The organism is Rufibacter hautae, assembly GCF_008271695.1.
Taxonomy (GTDB): Bacteria; Bacteroidota; Bacteroidia; order Cytophagales; family Hymenobacteraceae; genus Nibribacter; species Nibribacter hautae.
Window position 1 is genome coordinate 1,293,293 of the sequence record NZ_VKKY01000001.1, and the last position, 18,869, is coordinate 1,312,161.

The following is an 18,869-nucleotide window of genomic DNA, read 5'->3' on the forward strand; positions in this document are numbered from 1 at the left end:
CGTTCACCTCATCACCTTTCCAAAATAGAGGCAAAAGGGTTTCGGGCCTGATTTTCAGAAATCAGCCCCGAAACCCTTTTGCTTCTGGTGGTAGCCTCTTGAGAATCCAGTCTCTTTTCCAGAAAACAGGCCCGAAACAGGTTGGGCCTAAAAAGGAAACGGCCCCAAAGGGGCCGGCTCACTACAAACAACCAACATGACAGCGACTTACTGATAAGCCGCCATTACCTTTTCGTATTCATATTTAGAACCCACGGTTTTAGCCGCCTGGGAATACGCTTCTCTTATTTTCTTATCGTCTTTGGGGAGCTGCAGCGCCATCTTGCGGAGCAGCTTGGCCTTCTCGTAGTCTGACCCGATGCTTTCGCTGGCTTTGAGCAAAGGCAGGTACTGGCTTGTGCTCAGCCGCGAGTTACCCAACAGACTGCTGTACGCCTTGGCTTTCTCATAGTCAGAGCCAATGCTGTTCATGAGCGGCAGCACTTTGTCAAAGTACTTGACTAATTGCTGCTCATGGCGCATGAGCGGCTGCAGTCCTTTGGTGCGCTCATAGTCTGAGGAAATGTTCTGCAAAGCCCGCATAGACAGCTCAAACTGCTTTTCTGAGAGCTGCGGACGGCTGGCCAGCGCGTGCAGGACTTTCACTTTCTCGTAGTTAGAGTCAATGGTGGCAATGGCCTCAGCGGTTTTGTCCAGGGCTTTCTCAGAGAGTTCCTCCTGTTGCAACAAGTGCCTCAACACCCGTGATTTCTCGTAGTCAGATTCCAGGGAAGCGCTGGCAGTGGCGTAGGCCTCGGCGGTCTCTGAGTTCGCCAGAAAGTCCAGCGGAAGCTTGGTGAGGATGGACGCGGCTTCGTAGTCCGAGGTTTTTCCCTGGGTTACTTGCTCCAGCAGGAGGCGCATCTCGCCCGGCTTCAAATCCTCTTTCCCGAGGAGGTACTTGTACATTTTGGTGCGGCCAGAACCGGCTTCCATCCCTGCGGTAAAGGCCAGCAGTTTTTTGGCACCGCCTTCCCCGTACAGGCGCGCGGCGCGGGCCTCGGCCCCCAAACCGGTTTTGGACACCATCTCGGGCAGGTGCTTCGCCAGCCAGGTCTGTCCGGCGGTGGCATAGTCCTGCGTTTCGCCGTCAATCCAGTAGTTACCTTCCAGAGCGCCGTCTCTGTTCTCCAGCACCACCTTGTGCTCCGGCCCCGATTTCTCTTGGCGGGCAAATTCAAAGCGTCCGCCCTGGCTCAGGCCGGTGATGGAATGTTCATCCTCGGCTACTGTCACGTTTCCGCTGGTCACCAACTTCAGGCGCAGCCCGTTGTCATCGGTGGTGATGTACACAGATTCCCCTTTGCTGCCCTGGGTGGTAAACGTGCCGTTGATCACCCGCACTTCCTCGTGGCTGGACGAAGTGGTCTTCTTGGCTTTCTGCCCGTCCTCTGAGGTTTGGGCATAAACCGGCGCCACCAAGTTAAGACAGCCGAAAGCAAGGAAAGAGGAAAGCAGAAATGGACGCATGGCGTGACGTTTTAGTGAATTGTCTTACAAGTACCGGGAACCCTTTCTCTTTTAACCTAAAGACAACCGCTGTTTGGGGTGGTTGCACGGAAAAGAGAAAATGTTTCTGTTACTTTCTTAGACAAGCGCCATGCCAACGAGTTAATGTAGTGATTTACAGAATTTTATCTTCTACACTTAAAACAAAAATGTTCGCTTCCGAACAACAATCATTCAAAAGCGAACACTTTCTGATACAGGTTTAGGCTTATTTCAGCTAAAACAGGCTAAAAACGAAAGATGCTTTTTCTGTCTTAGACTATTCCTCTTCGCGCTCCAGCAGCAGCACCGAAGACTGCGGCACAATAAAATATTTATCGCCCAGGTAGTTGATTTCCACGGCATCGCGCTGCAGGTAGATGGCCAAATCGCCTTCGCGGGCCTGCAGCGGCAGGTAGCGCACCTGTTCCTTCTCGTCCTGGTTCCAGATCTCATCGTCCAGCCCGTAATCAGCAGGAATGGGGTAGCCGGGCCCCACACGCATCACGTAGCCTTCCTGCACCTTTTCTTTCTCCTGCACGCCGGGCGGCAGAAACAAGCCGCTCTTGGTCTGCTCTTTTGTGCTCTTGGGTTTAATGAGCAAGCGGTCTCCTACTACAATCAGCTTCTGCAGTTTATTGGCGGGTGAGTCTTTGCGCATAGTGGTCAACGTTAAAGTAAATAGGGCTGCAAAGATACAACTGCGATTGCGTTCGGCGCTACTAGGGGAAGGAAGGGACGAAGAGCAGGAATTGTGTTTAGAGGAAATTTTGGAGAAAGTAGGCTAGAAATAGGAGAACTCCCGCAAGTTTAGCGACAGCGTAACTTGTGGGTATCATGGCGGAAGTTTATAAACTTCCTTCCTACTCTATCACTACCACCTCTACCAAGCCTTTCACCCCTGTATAGTCACGGGCACTGCTGTAAAGGTAATGTTCCGGCTCATCTACCCAGCCAGCCACAATGGGGTTCTGGTGCAGGTAGGCCAAGCGCTGTTTCAACATTGCATTACTGCTTAACTCAACAGGATGGTTCGTCTGCTGCCAAAATTGGTATTTAGTATTATTGGGGTTCTTTTTACCGGCCCGCTCGAACATCCAAAGCATCCATTCTCTTCTACTTTCCCGTGTATTTTCCTCAATTGCTTTCGTGATTTCTTTGGAAGTGTACCGTTTCAAGTCTCGTAAGATATTCTCCAACTTATCCCCCGTTGAGCCAATGATGAGATGTACGTGATTGGACATGAGACACCAGGCATACACTTCCAGGCCTTTATGTTTGATACAGAACTGAAGGCTTTCTACAAAAATGTCTTTGTACTCCCTTCTGGTAAATACGTCTATCCAATTGACGGTAGCGAAGGAGACGAAATACAGGCTCTGCTGTTCTCTTATTTTGTAGCTAAGGCTCATGGAACAAGGTAAGTTTATAAACTTACCGCAATGGGCACCCACAAGTTACGCTTCGCTAAACCTGCGGGAGAGGCGAGAAGAATGAAGCCTTTTCCCATTCAAGGCATTTGGCTTAAAAGTGATTTTATACCAAATTATACAGCACTCTCAGTATCTCGAAGGAGCCATATATAATCATGCCAGTAGCAACAATATACATACCGGCTCCGTGACCATATTCATCCTTATAACCATTCTTCTTCTCGCCGTGCATATGATAGATTGAGATCAGTCCTATTAACAAGCAAAGCAATCCTATGGTAAAATCAAACCAAGCCACTTACTGAACTTTAAACAAATTAATATCCCTCTTCCGCAAGTTTAGCGACAGCGTAACTTGTGGGAATCTTACTTCGGAAGCCTCTAAACTTACGTGCCTCCGTTTCAAGCGCGGTTTCCCAAAACACCCCTAAAACCCTATTCCATCATATCCGCCGGGCGGGGTGCCTGCGGGGCCACGTCTGGGTTCCAGCTCATGGGGTAGTTCTGGTCCAGCAGTTCCAGGGCATCCATGGTCAGGTAGAGCGGCTTGAAGGTGTCAATCATGACGGCCAGTTCATGCGTTTCCTTCTTCCCGATGCTGGCTTCCACGGTGCCGGGGTGCGGGCCGTGTGGAAGGCCGCTGGGGTGGATGGTGAACGAGGCGATGTCAATGCCTTTGCGGGACATGAAGTTGCCGGCCACGTAGTACAGAATCTCGTCTGAGTCTACGTTGGAGTGGTTGTAGGGCGCCGGAATAGCCAGTGGGTGGTAATCAAACAACCTGGGTACAAAGGAGCACACCACAAATCCCTGCGTCTCAAAGGTCTGGTGCACGGGCGGCGGCTGATGGATGCGGCCGGTGATGGGCTCAAAATCATGGATGGAGAATGCGTACGGGTAGAAATAGCCGTCCCAGCCCACCACATCCAGCGGCGAAAAATCATAGTGGTACTGGTGCAGGAATCCTTCCTTTTTGATCTGGACCAGGTAATCGCCGGGCTCGTTTTCTACCAGCAGTTCATGCGGCGGCCGGATGTCGCGCTCGCAGTAGGGGCTGTGCTCCAGCAACTGCCCGAAGTGGTTGCGATAGCGGCGCACGGTCTCCACGGGGCTGAAACTCTCGGTGATGAGCAGGCGCACCGGCCCCTCGTTCCACTTCCACTGGTGGATGATGGTTCTGGGAATGACCACGTAATCGCCGGCTTCCACTTCCAGGCGGCCCATCTGCGACCGTAACTCGCCGGAACCCTCGTGGATGAAGACAATCTCATCAGCTAAGGCATTCTTGTAGAAGTACGTCATCTGGCGCTCGAGCGGCAGGCAGATGGAGATGGTGCAGTCCTTGTTCATCAGGACCGTCTTGCGGGCACCCAGGTAATCTTCGCCGGTACTTTCCCCTTTGAACGGCTTGATGTGGTAAGGCGCCAGCGGCACATCTGATTTCACCGGTCCGTACGGCACCGGCTCCCCTATTCTGGTGATTCTGGTGGGTGCGTGTTGGTGGTAGAGCAGCGAGGAAACGCCAGAGAAGCCCAGCGTGCCCACCAACTGCTCATGGTAGAGACTGCCGTCGGGCTGCCTGAACTGAGTGTGTCTTTTGCGGGGGATGTTTCCTAACCGATGATAATAGGCCATACCTTTTCAATGAGTGAAGGAGTGATTGAACGAAGAAGTGAATGTCTTTTTAACGCGTACGCAATTCGGTTTCAGAAGAGATAAGTTGTTCACCTATCTAAAAGCCGCCTGCGTTTCAGGCCTGTTTAGGCCAAAACTGCTCCAAAACAGGAATTACCCACAGCCCTTATTCCCTTCCGGAATTTAGCCTCTGCAATGGAGCGAATAAGTTAGGACTTCCTGCCCCATAAAGCAAAAAGCGCAGCAGGATTTCCTGCCGCGCTTTCAATCTAATCTATCAAGGAAATTTACTTTCCTAAGCTAATGTGCTTGGCTTGGTCAAAGAGCCCCAGCGCCCGCTGGAAATCGGGGTCAACCTCATTCAGAACGGGATAGAAACCTGCGGCCTCGTAGCGGCTGCGGGCAATGAAAGCCTTCAAGTTGTTGCGGATGGTTTTCTCAGACCTTTTCAGCTCTTTGCTGTCCACCTTGATGTCTGCGCGCTTGGCTTCTTTCAAAAGCCCCTGCATCATGGCATCAGAGATCTGGAACGACTCCTGGAAACTGGTCAGGGAAGTGTTCTCCAACTGCTGACGGTGGTCCCGGAAGTACGTGAGGGCATATTCGCGCAGCACGTTCTTGCGGTACAACTCGGTCAACAGATTGGTGTTGTCTGTGGTATCACGGGGCACGAACACGTCTGGCATAATGCCTCCGCCGCCGTAGACCACGCGCCCGTGGCTGGTTTTATATTTCAGCGAATCATTGAACTTGATGCTGTCCTGGCTGAAGAACTCGCCGTGCTTGTAGCGGTTGGCAATGTCCATCTCGTAATCCTCGGCTGACTCGGGGTCATACGGTTTCTGGATGGAACGGCCGCTAGGCGTGTAATACCTGGAGATGGTCAGGCGAAGCTCCGCGCCGTCAGACAACGGGATAGGTACCTGCACCAAGCCTTTCCCGAAGGAACGACGGCCCACAATCAAGGCACGGTCATGGTCCTGCAAGGCACCGGCCAGAATCTCAGAGGCCGAGGCGCTTCCTTCGTTGATCAAGACAATCAGCTCCCCGTTCTCAAAGTCACCTTTCACCTTGGCGTAGTAGTTGGCATCGTACTTAGAGCCTTTGCCGTCTGTGTACACCAGTTTCTTGTTTCCGGCAATGAACTCATCGGCCATGCGGGTGGCGTGGTCTAAGTACCCGCCGGGATTATCGCGCAGGTCCAGAATCAGGCGTTGCAGGCCTTGTTTCTTCAGGCCATTCAGTTTGGATTTGAATTCCTCATAGGTCCCGTTGGAGAAGCGGCTCACTTTGATATAACCGGTCTTGTTGTCTACCATGTACCCTGCATCCACGGATACGGACGGAATCTTGCGGCGCGTTACCGTGAAATGCACCGGCTTGGTCTCGTGCGGACGCAGCACGGTCAAATTCACCTTGGAGCCTCTAGGGCCGCGCAGCTTCTTAAACACCATCTCGTTGGAGATGTTCACGCCGGCAATAGCCTCGCCGTTCACTTTCAGGATCTTGTCACCAGCCTGGATGCCCACCTGCTCAGAAGGTCCTCCGCTCAGCGGCGCAATCACATACAAGGTATCGCGGAAGATGTTGAACTCCACGCCAATCCCGTCAAAATCGCTCTCTAAATAAGAGCGGGCCATGGTGATGTCCTTAGAGGGAATGTACGAAGAGTGCGGGTCCAGTTTCTCCAGCATCTTGTTGATGGCGTACTCAGAAAGCTGTTCGGTGTTCACCGTATCCACGTACTCGCGGTCAATGTAGCTCAGAATCTCTCGGAACTTGAGGTATCCGCGGGCAGTACCCTGCGGATTGTTGGAACTAGGCTGGAACAAAGTGGCTCCCACCAGGATGCCCACGGCCATGGCCAGGCCCAGGAAGAGCGGCAAGCGTACCTGAAACAAAGAATTCTCTATTTTCTTAGGCTCTGTTTTCTCAGTCATATATTATACTAATCATATTAACACCAAAGAAGACTTATTCTGCAAACCATTGACCTCTTAGCAGTTGCCAACCTTAACCAAAAATAAATCTTCCTTCATAATACAAAATACAACTCAGTAAAGTTGCCTTCACCGGGCTTATGCGTTAGAAGATAATTTCTGCGCCATTTTCCTGAGCTCGCGGGCGTATACCTGGCGGTAGCTTCCGTTGCGGGTGGTGGTGTCTGCGGGAGACAAGATGGGGCGGGCCTGCACTCTCTTGGCCGTACCCAAAGCTACCTGGGCAATCTGCTTGTCGGGCCAGTGGCCTTTGAGGGCGCGCAGACACTTATAGATCAGCTCAGAATCTTCAGATTTGGCTTCCACTAGTTGCTCTGTGTAGTAGGCGATGGTCAGCAGCACGCGGGTGTTGCCCATGTCCTGGTAGTAATGCGGGAACAGCTCCTTGCGTAGCATCTCGTTGGCGGCCTGCTGCTGCAGGACAAACAGATAGTCTTTCTGCAGGTTTTGCAGCAGTACCCCTTTGATATCGGCGTGCTTGTCGGCCCAGTTGGCTTCCCCGGCATGCGCCTCAGAGATACGGGCTATCTCCTCAAACGGATTTTCCTTCACTCCCTTGGGTGGGGTGAGGTCGGCGTATTTAGATCCTTTGGGATAGGTGATCTCGTATTCGGGTTCTTTGGCCCTGGCCGAGGCGGCGGCAGAGGCCTGCGCATTGGCAGCCGCCACTGAATCTGCGGTTTGCTTTTTCTCCCCTGAGGTGGTTTTGGTGGCCATGTCGCGGAGCATTTTCTCGCACGAGGTCAGGCTTAAGATACTAATACAAGCCACTGCCAGTACGGCACGGCTACGGAAGGAATGAATCATGAAATGAATTATAAACCAATATTTTAAAGACAGCCGCCGGCAAGTATACCCCTCCCCTCACGCCTAAAGTAATGCTTTAAGTAAGCCCTCAAAAGAGATAGGGGCAGAATATTTGTGCACGCATTATCCACTTAGCTATCCACCCGCTTGTCCACAGGCTTATCCACTTTGCCGTGGTTTTTCAGGCGACCGGCCATCTTCTTCAGTTCTCGGGCGTAGACCTGCCGGTGGTACCCATGGGCAGTGGCCGTATCTGCAGTGGCTTGTTTTTCGCGGGCCTGTACCCGGGTGGCAGTAGAGAGGGCAGCCTGGGCAATCTGCTCCTGTGGCCAATGACCTTTGAGCGCCCGCAGGCACATATAGATCAGTTTAGCGTCTTCAGACTTTGCTTCCAGCAGTTGGTCTGTGTAAAACCCGATGGCCTCCAGCATGTTGGGCTGGGTGGGATCTGTGTAGTAATGGTGGAAAAGCTCATGACGCAGCATCTCGTTGGCGGCCTGCTGCTGCAAAACAAACAGGTAATCTTTGCCGGTGTGCGCCAACAGAAGCTGGCGCATATCGGTGTCTTTGCCGGCGTAGTCTCTTACCGGCCCGTTGGCGTTCACGATGCGCCGCACCTCCAGAAAAGGATTGGGGGCCACGCCTTCCGGAGGGGTGAGGTCTTGGTACTTGGAGCCCGCCGGGAACGTGAGGGTCCACTCGGGCTCCGGCATCACCGCCGCGCGGATGGGCGCCGAGGCCTCCACTTTGGTGGACCGGAAGCCCAACCAGCTTCCGCCGCCGGTATCCGGGTTCAGGAAGAACCGCTGTACCACCAGGGTAGCCAGTCCCAGGGCAATCAGGAATATGTCAACTCTATAGCTTTTCTCCATGTGAGGGCCTCCTGTCATAAGGTGCTCTGCTTATTTTCTCTCTGCATCCGGTTCCATTTTCCACAAGATGCGTTCTGGGCCTATTTTCCATAAAACAGGATTTAAACGCACCAAACACCTTTTAGCGTGTCTCGTGCTCACCGGTTTGGTACTCAATTTTATTCTGCTCCAGTTGCTGCGTTTGCTCGGGTGTGAGCGGCGCCATCTGCCTAAGATCGGGCTGGCCCGCGTTTACCCACGCCGTGTACCAGTAACTGGCCACCAAGTGGATAGCTAGCCGCATCTGCCGCTCAACCTGCCCCTGCAGTCCGTGGTGGTAGGCTTTGCTGAAATCCCTGGAATAGACTTTTACGGTAGAAGCGCCGCGCTCTTCCAGGCTGTATTTCGTGTCCTCAGAAAAAGTTTTGCTTAGCTGTTTCTCTACGGTAAAGACCGAATCTAACGCGGCATTGGACCTGGCCACGATCTCCCAGGCGGTGCGACCGGGGTTGGGCAAGTGCTGCGGTGGCCCCAGAAAGAAATCATATTCCGAGGCCCAAAGTTCCGGCAGACGGCTTTCCCACAGCCCATGGATGCCTCTTTGGTTGGTGAACTGACCGTTGTAGTTGTGGGTGGTGTGCAGCGGCACGCAGGCATCGGCTAGGTAATGGCCCAGTTCCGCCGAAAGCCGTAATAGGCGCGCCACATCATGCTCCTGGAAGGCCTGGGTGAGTTGGTACTGCACCAACCCGATGTGCCAGGGCACGATGCCGTGCCGCTGTAGGGTGTCTAGGGTGAATTGCTGCACGGCGTCATCCCAGCGGCGCGGCAGCTTGTAGGCGGCACTGTCTCCGTACACGTCCAGGTCAATGAAGTGGCGGGCACCTTCCTCGGGCACCGCATACCGTCTTTTATCCGGGGCTACGGCCTGCTCCATGAGATACGGCAAATGCTGCTTGTAAAACCCGATCATCTCGGGCGGCAAGGTGTACACCGCCTGCTGGTTGATGCGCTGGTGCGCGTAGAAGCCCCAAGCCAGGGCAACCCGCTGCAAGACAAGCAAAAGCACCAGAAGCAGAAACCGTTTCAGCATGGAATACTATACGCGTGGACCGAAAAAGGAAAGGCCTGTTTTCAGGCTTCTATCCTAAAAACAGGCTTAAAATAATCTGGTAAACTTCCGGCTGGCTTAGCCCCGGCGTTTGATGCCCGTTTTTTACAAACAGGCGCGAAACCGGTTCAGAGCTTGGCGCTTTTCTTCGCCTGCAGGTAATCTTCCTTCTTGAAGATCTTAATGCCGTAGTAGTTGATCTGCTTGTAGTCATACAGGCGGGCAACTATCTGCTCATCGGCGTAATCTGTGTAGGCGTCCACGAAGTCAAGCCCCTCTACCTGCTCCCCGGCCTCCAGCACCGCCATGTCACGCTGCTTTACATTCTTCCTGATTTTGTCAAAGGCAGAACCGCCCTGGGCGTTGTAGAGAATCCTGTTAGGACTGACCTCACTGTAATAGAGAATGCACCAGGCATCGGCGCCCTCGTCTTCCGGATTGTAGGCCCAGACCGCTTTGCCCATCTTGCCTTCAGTAGGCCCCACATCTGATTTAGGCACCCAGCCCTTGTCATGCAAGAAAGCGCTAATCTCCTGTTTGCCCATGCCCTGCAACTTCAGAAGCTGCTCCAGATTAAGGCTTTGCCCCGCACAGGTGAGAGAGAGCAATACAACTAACGGGAATAGAACGAGCTGTTTCATACTACCTTCCAAATTATAACTGCCTGTAAGTAAGTTACATTATTATTTTGACAAAAGAAAATTTTCATGGCTTGGGAACCCACCCCTACCCCTCCCAGGAGGGGAATCCCTCAATGCGTTAGGAAGAGGATTGGGACGCAGTTATGGTTGTTGGTGATAACACCAACAACGGCGGGCACCATGAGCGAGGTTGAGAGGAGAATATAGGGGCGCCTCTTGTGGGTGCCCTTCCGTAGCTGCCGGATATTGCAGAGGATTCGTTGGAGACAAGGCAGTGCTTGGTCTCTACCTGATCAGGTAAACAAGATGGTTAATCCAGACGAATACCAAGACCGATTGTTTCCTGCGGCAGACCGGGGCGAAGGCCTACAGTGAGGCCGAGGCACGGCCTGCCGCAAGCAGTGGCTGTTCAAATGGCAGTGGCCTGCGTCAACGATGGAACAGAGGACTCTAGCGGGGTGGTACTGGATTGAAGCCTCACTGTCCGAGCGTCAGCGAGTTTGAGGCTTCTTGATTCTTTTGGTTACTTTTCTCATCAAGGAGAAAAGTGACAAACGCCCGCAGACCACGGCTGCAGCCCTGAGGCTTGTAAGAAAGGTAGTAGAAAGTAACTACCTTCAAAGTGCCCTTGAGGCTAACGCCTCACTGCAGTTGCAAACTGCAGACCATGATAGGTCCAAGTCACAGACTTGAACCAGAGAAAGAGAATTGAACCAGAGAAAGAGTGATAAATTTGAAAAAATAGCCTCAAAACAAAAAACCTCACAGATCTGTCAGACCCGTGAGGTTTCAAAAATTACTAAACAATCAACTACCGCTTGCTAAGCCCAGCGAACTTCATGCGGTAATCCGCGTCCACGTCGCCTTTGGTGATCTTGGTGAGTTTGCCTTTGATCAGGCGCTTTTTCAGCGCCGATAAATGGTCGGTGAAGAGGATGCCTTCAATGTGGTCGTACTCGTGTTGGATCACACGGGCGGTCACGTCATCAAACTCCTCAATGTACTCATTGCCTTGCAGGTCATAGTACTTGATCTTGATACGCTCCAGGCGCCACACTTCCTCGCGCACGCCCGGGATGCTCAGGCAGCCTTCGTCAAAGCCCCACTCCTCGCCAGATTCCTCCAGGATGGTGGGGTTGATGAACGCCTTCTTCACGCCCTGGTCTTTTTCGTCCTCGTCCATGAAAGGGTTGGAATCAATCACGAACAGACGGATGCTTTTGCCTATTTGCGGGGCGGCCAGACCTACGCCGTGGGCGTGGTACATGGTTTCAAACATGTCTTCAATGAGCTTCTCCAGCTCAGGGGAATCCAAGGGGATGTCTTTGGCTTTGGTGCGCAGCACCGGATCGCCGTAGGCAACAATAGGGTAGATCATAGATATTGTCTGCTCTCTAAGTAACTCTGTAAAATAATGGTGGCGCTGATCTTGTCCACGGTCTCTTTGTTGGCGCGGGCTTTCTTGCCCAAACCAGCGTCTATCATGGTCTGAAACGCCATTCTGGACGTAAAGCGTTCATCATGGGTGATGACTTTCTTGTCTGGGAACTGCTTCTTCAGTTTCCGGACAAAGCCTACCACGTGCTGGGTGTTGTTCGTGTCTGAACTGTCCAGGTGCTTGGGCATGCCTACCACAAACTCGTCTACCTGCTCTTTCTGGCAGTACTGCGCCAGGAACGTGTGCAAGTCTTTGGCGTGCACCGTGTCCAGGCCAGAGGCGATGATCTGCATTGGGTCAGTAACCGCGATTCCCACCCGCTTCACGCCGTAATCAATGGCCAGTATGCGCCCCATGTCTCGGTTTTTACGTTGTTTTCCGGAAATAAGCCTAGAAACGGCGCAGGCTTTCTGCGTTGCGCGTCCGTTGCCCCCGGAAAGAAGACAAAGGTAGCGCATTATTCTGAAAACCCGGCTTCTCCGCCGCCGGGCCAGTTTCAACCGAACGGTCTTTTTGTGTATCTTGGGAGGTAAAACGAAACTCTCATCCATGTCACTTCTTTTTTCCGGCCGGTCGCTCCGGCTTACTTTCCTGGCGCTCTTCCTGTGGTGCCTCTCCCAACCCGTTTTTGCCCAAGCCGATCTCCAGAAACTGGACGCCTATTACCAAAAAGCCCTTAAAGACTGGAACGTACCAGGCATGGCCATCGCCATCGTGAAAAACGATTCGGTGGTATTTGCCAAAGGCTATGGCGTACGTGACCAGCAGAAAGGCGGCACCGTGGACGCCAACACCATCTTCGGGATTGCCTCCAACACCAAGGCCTACACCGCCGCCGCGCTGGCCATGCTGGTAGACGAAGGCAAACTGAGCTGGGACGACCCCGTGACTAAATACCTGCCGTACCTGCAACTCTATGACCCGTACGTGACGCAAAACCTCAACATCAGAGACTTACTAAGCCACCGCGTGGGCCTGCAGACCTTCTCCGGTGATATACTCTGGTACAACACCACTTTCAGCCGCAAAGAGATTCTGCAACGGGCCAAGTACCTCAAACCTGCTTATCCTTTCCGGGGCGGCTACGGCTACTCTAACCTCATGTTCATCGCCGCCGGCGAAGTCATTGAGGCCATCAGCGGAAAGCCTTGGGAGCAGTTCATCCAGGAACGCATTTTTAAACCGCTAGGCATGAATCGGTCTTACACCTCGGTGAACCAACTGAAGGGAATTGAAAACGTGACCAAGCCGCACGGCAACCCTACTTCAGAAAACGGGAAACCAGTGCCTACGGTGCTTACCGCCTGGGACAGCTGGAACCCGGCCGCCGGTATTTTCACCAGCGTGAACGAAGATGCCAAATGGCTCAAACTGCAACTGAACCGGGGCACCTACAAAGGCCAGCGCCTGTTTTCTGAGAACGCCTCGCACACCATGTGGACCATGCACAACGCAACACCGGTAGCAAAAGAGATGGAAAAAATCACGCCTTCTGTTCATTTCAGCGGAGCCGGCTTGGGTTGGATGCTCAATGACTACCAGGGCAAAAAAATAGTAGTGCATAGCGGCGGCCACGAAGGCATGAACAGCCGCACGGTGCTGGTGCCCGAGGAGAAACTGGGCATCGTGATTCTGACCAACAGCATGAGCAGCATCATGGCGCCCATTGCCAACTACACCATAGATCAGTTCCTGGGCATTCAGAACGGCCGCGACTGGAGCCAGTTCAACCTGGAGGCAGCTGCCAAAGCCCAAGCAGCAGAAAAGGCGGCTGAAGCCAAAACCGCTAAACAGAAAACCGCCAAAGCCAAACTCACCCGTGACCTGAACGCCTACGCCGGCACGTTCCACAGCCCTTATTATGGAGATGCGGTAGTAACGGTGCAAAACGGAAAACTGATGCTGAGCTTGGTCTCGGCCCCAGCCTTGGGCGGAGAACTCACCCTCTGGCAACCCGACATCTTTAACCTGGCCTGGAAAAACAATTTCGCGCTGCTTACGCCTACCAAGGCCCGGTTCCTGCCTGGCCCAGACGGTACTATCTCTGAGTTACGCTTAGACGCCAACAATCCAGATTTACACTTCTCGGAGTTGGAGTTCAGCCGCGTAAACACCGCCAAACCGTAAATTTTCGGCTTCTTTCTGAACTCAACGGGCTCCGTTCACCTTTGCAGGGAGGGAGCCCGCTGGTTTCAGGGTCTTTTGAGAAAAGAAGGCAGAAAATGGGCGGGGCTGTAATAATCCATTCTTCCCGCCGACTAAGAAAGTACCCCTACGGCAACTTCGGGCCCGAAAGCCCAGCCGCCGCAATTTAAACCATTAACTATCATTTGTTTACAAACTCGCTCTCTTTTGTGATATGTAAGAATAATTCCAAATCATTATAAGCAGAGTCATCCTTTTACCCAACCCAAACAAACTATTCGCATGTCAAAGAAGAGCACCCTGGCAATCTTGCTGGCTGCCGCCATGTTAACGCAGGCGCAAGCGCAGACTAAAGCCACGCCGGCCAAGAAAGCCACTACCACCGCCACCAAGTCTCAGGGTGGTACCCGTAAGTTAGAGACGGTGAGCCGCAAACCCGGCGAGCTGGTGATTCCCTACGAGAAATACCAATTGGCCAACGGCCTTACCGTGATTGTCCATGAAGATCATTCTGACCCCATCGTGCACGTGGATGTGACCTACCACGTAGGCTCGGGCCGCGAGGAAGTGGGCAAATCTGGCTTTGCGCACTTCTTTGAGCACATGATGTTCCAGGGCTCGGACAACGTAGCGGATGAAGAGCACTTCAAGATTGTCTCAGAGGCCGGTGGAACCCTGAACGGAACCACCAACCGCGACAGAACCAATTACTTTGAAACCGTTCCTTCCAACCAGTTAGAGACTGCCCTTTGGTTAGAGGCTGACCGTATGGGCTTCCTGTTGGATGCCGTGACCCAGCAGAAATTTGAGGTGCAGCGCGAGACCGTGAAAAACGAGCGTGGACAGCGTGTAGACAACGCTCCTTACGGTTTGTCTTACGAGAAAATGAGCGCTGCCTTGTATCCGTATGGTCACCCGTACGCCTGGACCACCATTGGGTACATCGAGGACCTGAACCGGGTGAACGTAAATGACCTCAAGAACTTCTTCCTGCGCTGGTACGGCCCTAACAACGCTACCCTGACCGTGGGTGGTGACGTAACCCCGGCCCAGGTGGTGAAACTCGCCGAGAAATACTTCGGCTCTATCCAGCGCGGCCCGGAGGTGAAGAACATGAAACTGCCGGCTCCGGTACTGGCCCAGGATCGTTACATCTCTTACGAGGATAACGTGCGTTTCCCGCTGGTGCAAATGGTGTTGCCAACCGTGCCGGCCAATCACCCGGATGAGCCAGCCCTGGATGTACTTGCCGATATCATTGGCGGCGGCAGAACGTCTATCATCTACCAGAACATGGTGAAAACGCAGAAAGCCAACCAGGCCGGTGCGTACCATTCCACCTCTGAGTTAGCTGGTGAATTCGCGCTGTCGGCGCGGGTGCTGCCTACCCAGAACTTAGCTGATGCCGAGAAACAACTGCGCGAGGCCATGGCGGAGTTCGAGAAAAAAGGCGTGACCGATGAGGACATCGCCCGTTACAAAGCTTCCTATGAGGCCAGCATCATCAACAGACTTTCCAGCGTATCTGGCAAAACGTCTACCCTGGCGGCTAACCAGTTCATGACCGGGAACGCCAACCATCTTGTAAAGGAAAGACAGGCAGTGAACGCGGTGACCAAAGCCGATGTGCAACGCGTGTACAACCAGTATGTGAAGGGCAAAAAAGCCGTGATCCTGAGCGTGGTACCCAAAGGCAAGTCTGAATTGATTGCCAAAGCCGACAACTTCAAAGTAGACCCAACCGGCTACAAAGCCCCGGCTGATCAGTACTCTGGCCTGAAATACGTAAAAGCGAAAGATAACTTTGACCGCAGCAAGCGTCCGGCCGCGGGTGCCGTTCCGGCCATCACCGTGCCTCCGTTCTGGAAAGAAAGCCTGGCCAATGGTATCAAAGTAATCGGTGCCAAGTCTGACGAAGTACCAACCGTGACCCTGTTGTTCACGCTGCAAGGCGGGCACAAACTGGAAGCCAACGATCCGTCCAAAGCGGGTATTGCTTCTTTGACGGCTTCTATGCTGAACGAGTCTTCGCAAAAATTCACCGCTGAGCAGATCAGCACCGAGCTGGAGAAACTGGGCTCCTCTATTGGTTTCGGAAGTGGCGCAGAAAGCATGACCGTTTCGGTGTCTTCCCAGGTGAAGAACCTGGATGCTACGTTGGCTTTGCTGGAAGAGCGCATGTTCCGTCCTCGTTTTGACGCGGCTGAGTTTGACCGCATCAAGAAGCAGCGCCTGGAAGCCATCAGAAACCAGAGCACCCAACCTACCGTGGTAGCCGACAACGTGTACAACAAAATGCTGTACGGCGAAGGCAACATCCGCGCAATTCCGGTGGTGGGCACTGTGCAAACCGTGGAAAGCATCAACCTGGATGACGTGAAGAAATTCTACGCGAACTACTTCTCGCCAAGCGTGACCAACCTGGTGGTAGTAGGTGATGTAGACCAAAAGCAAGTGATGCCTAAACTGGCGTTCCTGAACAAGTGGACGCCAAAGCAGGTGACCATGCCGTCTGACTTCAAGGCGGCCAGCATTGACAAGACCAAGATCTTCATCGTAGACAAAGAGAAAGCCGCCCAGTCTGAGATCAGAATCGGGTACATGGCGCTTCCTTTTGATGCCACGGGCGAGTACTACAAAGCTAACCTGATGAACTACGTGTTGGGTGGGGCCTTCAACAGCCGCATCAACCTGAACCTGCGCGAAGACAAAGGCTACACCTACGGCGCCCGCTCCGGCTTCAACGGCACCGAAGAGGCTGGTCCGTTCACCGCTTCCGCTGGCGTGCGTTCCAACGCATCTGATGCCTCAGTAGTGGAGTTCATGAAAGAGATCAAGCGCTTTAGAGAAGAAGGAATCACCGATGCCGAGTTGGCCTTCATGAAGAACGCCATCGGGCAGGCGGATGCCCGCCGGTATGAGACTTCGTTCCAGAAAGCGGCCTTCTTAAACAACATGCTGCGCTACAACCTGACGCCTGACTATGTGGCTAAGCAGAACGAGATCCTGCAGAACATCACCAAGGAGGAGATCAACGCGCTGGCCAAAAAGTACCTGCCGGTAGACAACATGAGCATTATGCTGGTGGGCGACAAAGCCGCTATCAAACCAGGTTTGGAGAAACTAGGCTACGACGTGGTAGAACTGGATTCTGACGGAGGCCCGGTATTGGCCAAAGCCACTGCCCCGGCCACCCCGGAAGTGAAGAAAGAAGAGCCGGTGAAAAAAGGTCGCAAAGCCAAAGTGCAAGGCCGCGTTTTCTAGGCTAATTCTCACCGGTTTACCTGCATAAAGTAAATCCATTTTAAAGGCGTTTTCGGGAAAAGACCCCGGAAACGCCTTTTTTCATTTTACATCGTAAATCCAATATATAATTGTAATTTATGGAACCTTCTCTAACAAGTTTACTTCCAGCTGATGAGGATTCCCTTCGGATTATTTTTCGTTTTTCTGTCAACCTTCTGCCATGCCCAGAATTTGCCAGCCCCAATTACCAACGATCCGGACTCGGCTGTCATCGTCTACAAAGACATCATCAATTTTTGGAAAGCATTTGACCGGAGTAGCCAAGAGGGAAGCCAGGCGTTTGAAAAGTACTACATCAGACCAGGAAGCAATGGTGTAAAGCATTTTATTGACCATAATAGGATAGTGAATGCAGACTCCCTTTTTGGAACGGTCCAAAAAAAGCGATCGGAGTATCTCAGAGTTCGTGAACAAACCCTAAGTATAGAGAAAGTGGTGCCACAGTGTAAGGCAGTTTATTATTCCTTTGAGTACCTATATCCCAAGGCAAAATTCCCACCGTTATATTTCGTTATCGGACGGTTTAACACAGGAGGGGTTTCCCTTAAAGCTGAGCAAATTATTGGCGCTGAAATGAATGAGCTCTCCAATATCCCTTATTTAGTTGCTCACGAACTTGTTCACGCAAACCAGAATATTCCATACAAGTATAAAATCTTGTTGGAGCAATGTATTATTGAGGGAAGTGCAGATTTCCTGGGTGAATTGATTTCAGGGAAAGTTGCTTCTCAAGAACCTTACAGATATGCAGAAGGCAGGGAAGCAAGCCTGAAGAAGGACTTTCTGCGAGACATGGAGTTAGGCGAAAATGATGATTTCGCTAATTGGTTAAATGCCGGAAAAAGAAAGGATGACAGACCTGCGGATATGGGCTACTATATTGGGTATGCCATTACCAAAGCATATTATGAAAAAGCGTCTGACAAGAAGAAGGCGGTTTATGACATCCTGAACATCCAGGATTGCAAAGAATTCCTAAAAAAGAGCGGGTATCAACCTGATAAATAAAACTTCACACAACTAAAGCTACAGCACACTAAGGCGCACCCTAGCTCAGGCATATCATTGAAATTGAACGGGTTACTTCTGCCTTAATTCAGCATTAAAAGAGTACCTAAGCTGCCATGCCAAGACTTCTCCTTTTCTGCGCCTTTGTTTTTCTGGTGGCCGGGTTCAACGCCTGCTCCTCAGACCCGGCTTTGCAGTTTGAGCAGCCGCAGCCTTTGACCGGTACAGAAGAAACCGCTTTCCCGAAGGCGCTTTGGGGGCAGTATTTCAACGCCCAGGACTCCACCACCCTCCTGCTCACGTCCTCGGCGCTGGTGCAGAGATTGCAGTTCGTTTTGCCCGCGGCGATGCAGGAGTTACAAGATGATTCTATTCCCTACAGATTGGAAAATGGCCGGCTCTTCCGCAAAGATTTCCCCGAAGGCTTGCCCATCGTGCGCCGCACCCCAGACTCGCTTTACCTCCAGGTAACCATCCTGGATACGCTGTTCGCGCAGAATGCCACCCACCGGCTGCGTTCCTTCAAAGGCATGTATTTCCTGAACCAACAGATTGAACCCAACCGCTGGAAGGTTTTCTGCTTGAGTAGGCAGGGCCGCAATCACATTAGGCTGCAGTACCTGGATGACTCGGTAGACCGCGTGAAACTGGAGGAGATTATTCCCCTGCGCGAAACCGGCAAGGTGTTCCTGGCCAATCCCTCCCAAAAAGACCTCCGGAAGTTTCTGAGGCAAGGCGGCTTCCGGCAAATGGAAACCTATACCCGCGTGGCCCAGCTTTAGAAAAATTACTCTGTTTCCCGCTTCGCTGTCTTGCCAAAGAATTCTTCTACCTGATTTTAAGGCCGATTTAAAGAAAACAGGCTAAAAACGCTTCCGCAGTTGCACTCTTTGATTCCTCTGGTTAAAGAATTCCTCTGGTTCAAGTTTTCAACTTGGACCTAACACGGGCTGAAGTTTTCAACTTC

The 18,869-nt window shown here is 52.4% G+C and carries 14 protein-coding genes and 2 pseudogenes; 5 read left to right on the forward strand and 11 right to left on the reverse strand.

Annotation, left to right across the window (positions count from 1 at the left end; translation table 11 throughout):
• Positions 1–207 precede the first annotated feature (207 nt).
• From FOA19_RS04875 to ruvX, 11 genes are all read right to left on the reverse strand, one after another.
• Positions 208–1,509, reverse strand: a complete 1,302-nt coding sequence (locus tag FOA19_RS04875; RefSeq protein WP_149089642.1) for a hypothetical protein — start codon at positions 1,507–1,509, stop codon at positions 208–210.
• A gap of 298 nt (positions 1,510–1,807) precedes the next feature.
• Positions 1,808–2,188: a co-chaperone GroES gene (locus tag FOA19_RS04880; protein ID WP_149089643.1), complete on the reverse strand. Its 381-nt coding sequence runs from the start codon at positions 2,186–2,188 to the stop codon at positions 1,808–1,810.
• Positions 2,189–2,390: 202 nt separating this feature from the next.
• The gene (locus FOA19_RS04885) at positions 2,391–2,939 is read right to left on the reverse strand and encodes an REP-associated tyrosine transposase (RefSeq protein ID WP_149089644.1); all 549 of its coding nucleotides are present in this window, start codon (positions 2,937–2,939) and stop codon (positions 2,391–2,393) included.
• 456 nt (positions 2,940–3,395) lie between these two features.
• Positions 3,396–4,595: a homogentisate 1,2-dioxygenase gene (locus FOA19_RS04890; RefSeq protein WP_149089645.1), complete on the reverse strand. Its 1,200-nt coding sequence runs from the start codon at positions 4,593–4,595 to the stop codon at positions 3,396–3,398.
• 287 nt (positions 4,596–4,882) lie between these two features.
• Positions 4,883–6,535: a S41 family peptidase gene (locus tag FOA19_RS04895; protein ID WP_149089646.1), complete on the reverse strand. Its 1,653-nt coding sequence runs from the start codon at positions 6,533–6,535 to the stop codon at positions 4,883–4,885.
• A 138-nt stretch (positions 6,536–6,673) separates the two neighbouring features.
• Positions 6,674–7,402 carry a hypothetical protein gene (locus FOA19_RS04900; protein WP_149089647.1) on the reverse strand — a complete coding sequence of 243 codons (729 nt, stop codon included), beginning with the start codon at positions 7,400–7,402 and terminating at the stop codon, positions 6,674–6,676.
• A gap of 131 nt (positions 7,403–7,533) precedes the next feature.
• Positions 7,534–8,292, reverse strand: coding sequence for a hypothetical protein (locus tag FOA19_RS04905; RefSeq protein WP_190300285.1), 759 nt, complete (start codon positions 8,290–8,292; stop codon positions 7,534–7,536).
• A gap of 103 nt (positions 8,293–8,395) precedes the next feature.
• The gene (locus FOA19_RS04910) at positions 8,396–9,346 is read right to left on the reverse strand and encodes a zinc dependent phospholipase C family protein (RefSeq protein ID WP_149089649.1); all 951 of its coding nucleotides are present in this window, start codon (positions 9,344–9,346) and stop codon (positions 8,396–8,398) included.
• Between the two features lie 146 nt (positions 9,347–9,492).
• Positions 9,493–10,005, reverse strand: coding sequence for a hypothetical protein (locus FOA19_RS04915; protein WP_149089650.1), 513 nt, complete (start codon positions 10,003–10,005; stop codon positions 9,493–9,495).
• 811 nt (positions 10,006–10,816) lie between these two features.
• Positions 10,817–11,383: a peptide deformylase gene (gene def, locus FOA19_RS04920; RefSeq protein WP_149089651.1), complete on the reverse strand. Its 567-nt coding sequence runs from the start codon at positions 11,381–11,383 to the stop codon at positions 10,817–10,819.
• Positions 11,380–11,799, reverse strand: a complete 420-nt coding sequence (gene ruvX, locus FOA19_RS04925; RefSeq protein ID WP_149089652.1) for a Holliday junction resolvase RuvX — start codon at positions 11,797–11,799, stop codon at positions 11,380–11,382. The genes def and ruvX overlap by 4 nt, the downstream gene beginning before the upstream one ends.
• Positions 11,800–11,992: 193 nt before the next feature.
• Between ruvX and FOA19_RS04930 the strand changes: the two genes are divergently transcribed.
• From FOA19_RS04930 to FOA19_RS04945, 5 genes and pseudogenes are all read left to right on the forward strand, one after another.
• On the forward strand, positions 11,993–13,570 hold the full coding sequence (locus FOA19_RS04930) for a serine hydrolase (protein ID WP_149089653.1): 1,578 nt from the start codon (positions 11,993–11,995) through the stop codon (positions 13,568–13,570).
• A gap of 342 nt (positions 13,571–13,912) precedes the next feature.
• Positions 13,913–15,064, forward strand: a pseudogene (locus tag FOA19_RS23740) (M16 family metallopeptidase); the annotation flags it as partial.
• A 447-nt stretch (positions 15,065–15,511) separates the two neighbouring features.
• Positions 15,512–16,852 (forward strand): annotated as a pseudogene (locus FOA19_RS23745) (M16 family metallopeptidase); the annotation flags it as partial.
• A 153-nt stretch (positions 16,853–17,005) separates the two neighbouring features.
• Entirely contained in the window at positions 17,006–17,902 is an 897-nt protein-coding gene (locus tag FOA19_RS04940; protein WP_149089655.1) for a DUF2268 domain-containing putative Zn-dependent protease, read from the forward strand.
• A 116-nt stretch (positions 17,903–18,018) separates the two neighbouring features.
• Entirely contained in the window at positions 18,019–18,684 is a 666-nt protein-coding gene (locus FOA19_RS04945; protein WP_149089656.1) for a hypothetical protein, read from the forward strand.
• Positions 18,685–18,869 lie beyond the last annotated feature (185 nt).

Bases quoted from the DNA above. Each gene is read 5' to 3' on its own strand.
- FOA19_RS04885 (WP_149089644.1), bottom strand. From the start codon at position 2,939: ATGAGCCTTAGCTACAAAATAAGAGAACAGCAGAGCCTGTATTTCGTC.
- FOA19_RS04905 (WP_190300285.1), bottom strand. From the start codon at position 8,292: ATGACAGGAGGCCCTCACATGGAGAAAAGCTATAGAGTTGACATATTC.
- FOA19_RS04930 (WP_149089653.1), top strand. From the start codon at position 11,993: ATGTCACTTCTTTTTTCCGGCCGGTCGCTCCGGCTTACTTTCCTGGCG.
- FOA19_RS04875 (WP_149089642.1), bottom strand. From the start codon at position 1,509: ATGCGTCCATTTCTGCTTTCCTCTTTCCTTGCTTTCGGCTGTCTTAAC.
- FOA19_RS04880 (WP_149089643.1), bottom strand. From the start codon at position 2,188: ATGCGCAAAGACTCACCCGCCAATAAACTGCAGAAGCTGATTGTAGTA.
- FOA19_RS04900 (WP_149089647.1), bottom strand. From the start codon at position 7,402: ATGATTCATTCCTTCCGTAGCCGTGCCGTACTGGCAGTGGCTTGTATT.
- FOA19_RS04915 (WP_149089650.1), bottom strand. From the start codon at position 10,005: ATGAAACAGCTCGTTCTATTCCCGTTAGTTGTATTGCTCTCTCTCACC.
- FOA19_RS04945 (WP_149089656.1), top strand. From the start codon at position 18,019: ATGCCAAGACTTCTCCTTTTCTGCGCCTTTGTTTTTCTGGTGGCCGGG.
- ruvX (WP_149089652.1), bottom strand. From the start codon at position 11,799: ATGGGGCGCATACTGGCCATTGATTACGGCGTGAAGCGGGTGGGAATC.
- FOA19_RS04895 (WP_149089646.1), bottom strand. From the start codon at position 6,535: ATGACTGAGAAAACAGAGCCTAAGAAAATAGAGAATTCTTTGTTTCAG.
- FOA19_RS04940 (WP_149089655.1), top strand. From the start codon at position 17,006: ATGAGGATTCCCTTCGGATTATTTTTCGTTTTTCTGTCAACCTTCTGC.
- FOA19_RS04910 (WP_149089649.1), bottom strand. From the start codon at position 9,346: ATGCTGAAACGGTTTCTGCTTCTGGTGCTTTTGCTTGTCTTGCAGCGG.
- def (WP_149089651.1), bottom strand. From the start codon at position 11,383: ATGATCTACCCTATTGTTGCCTACGGCGATCCGGTGCTGCGCACCAAA.
- FOA19_RS04890 (WP_149089645.1), bottom strand. From the start codon at position 4,595: ATGGCCTATTATCATCGGTTAGGAAACATCCCCCGCAAAAGACACACT.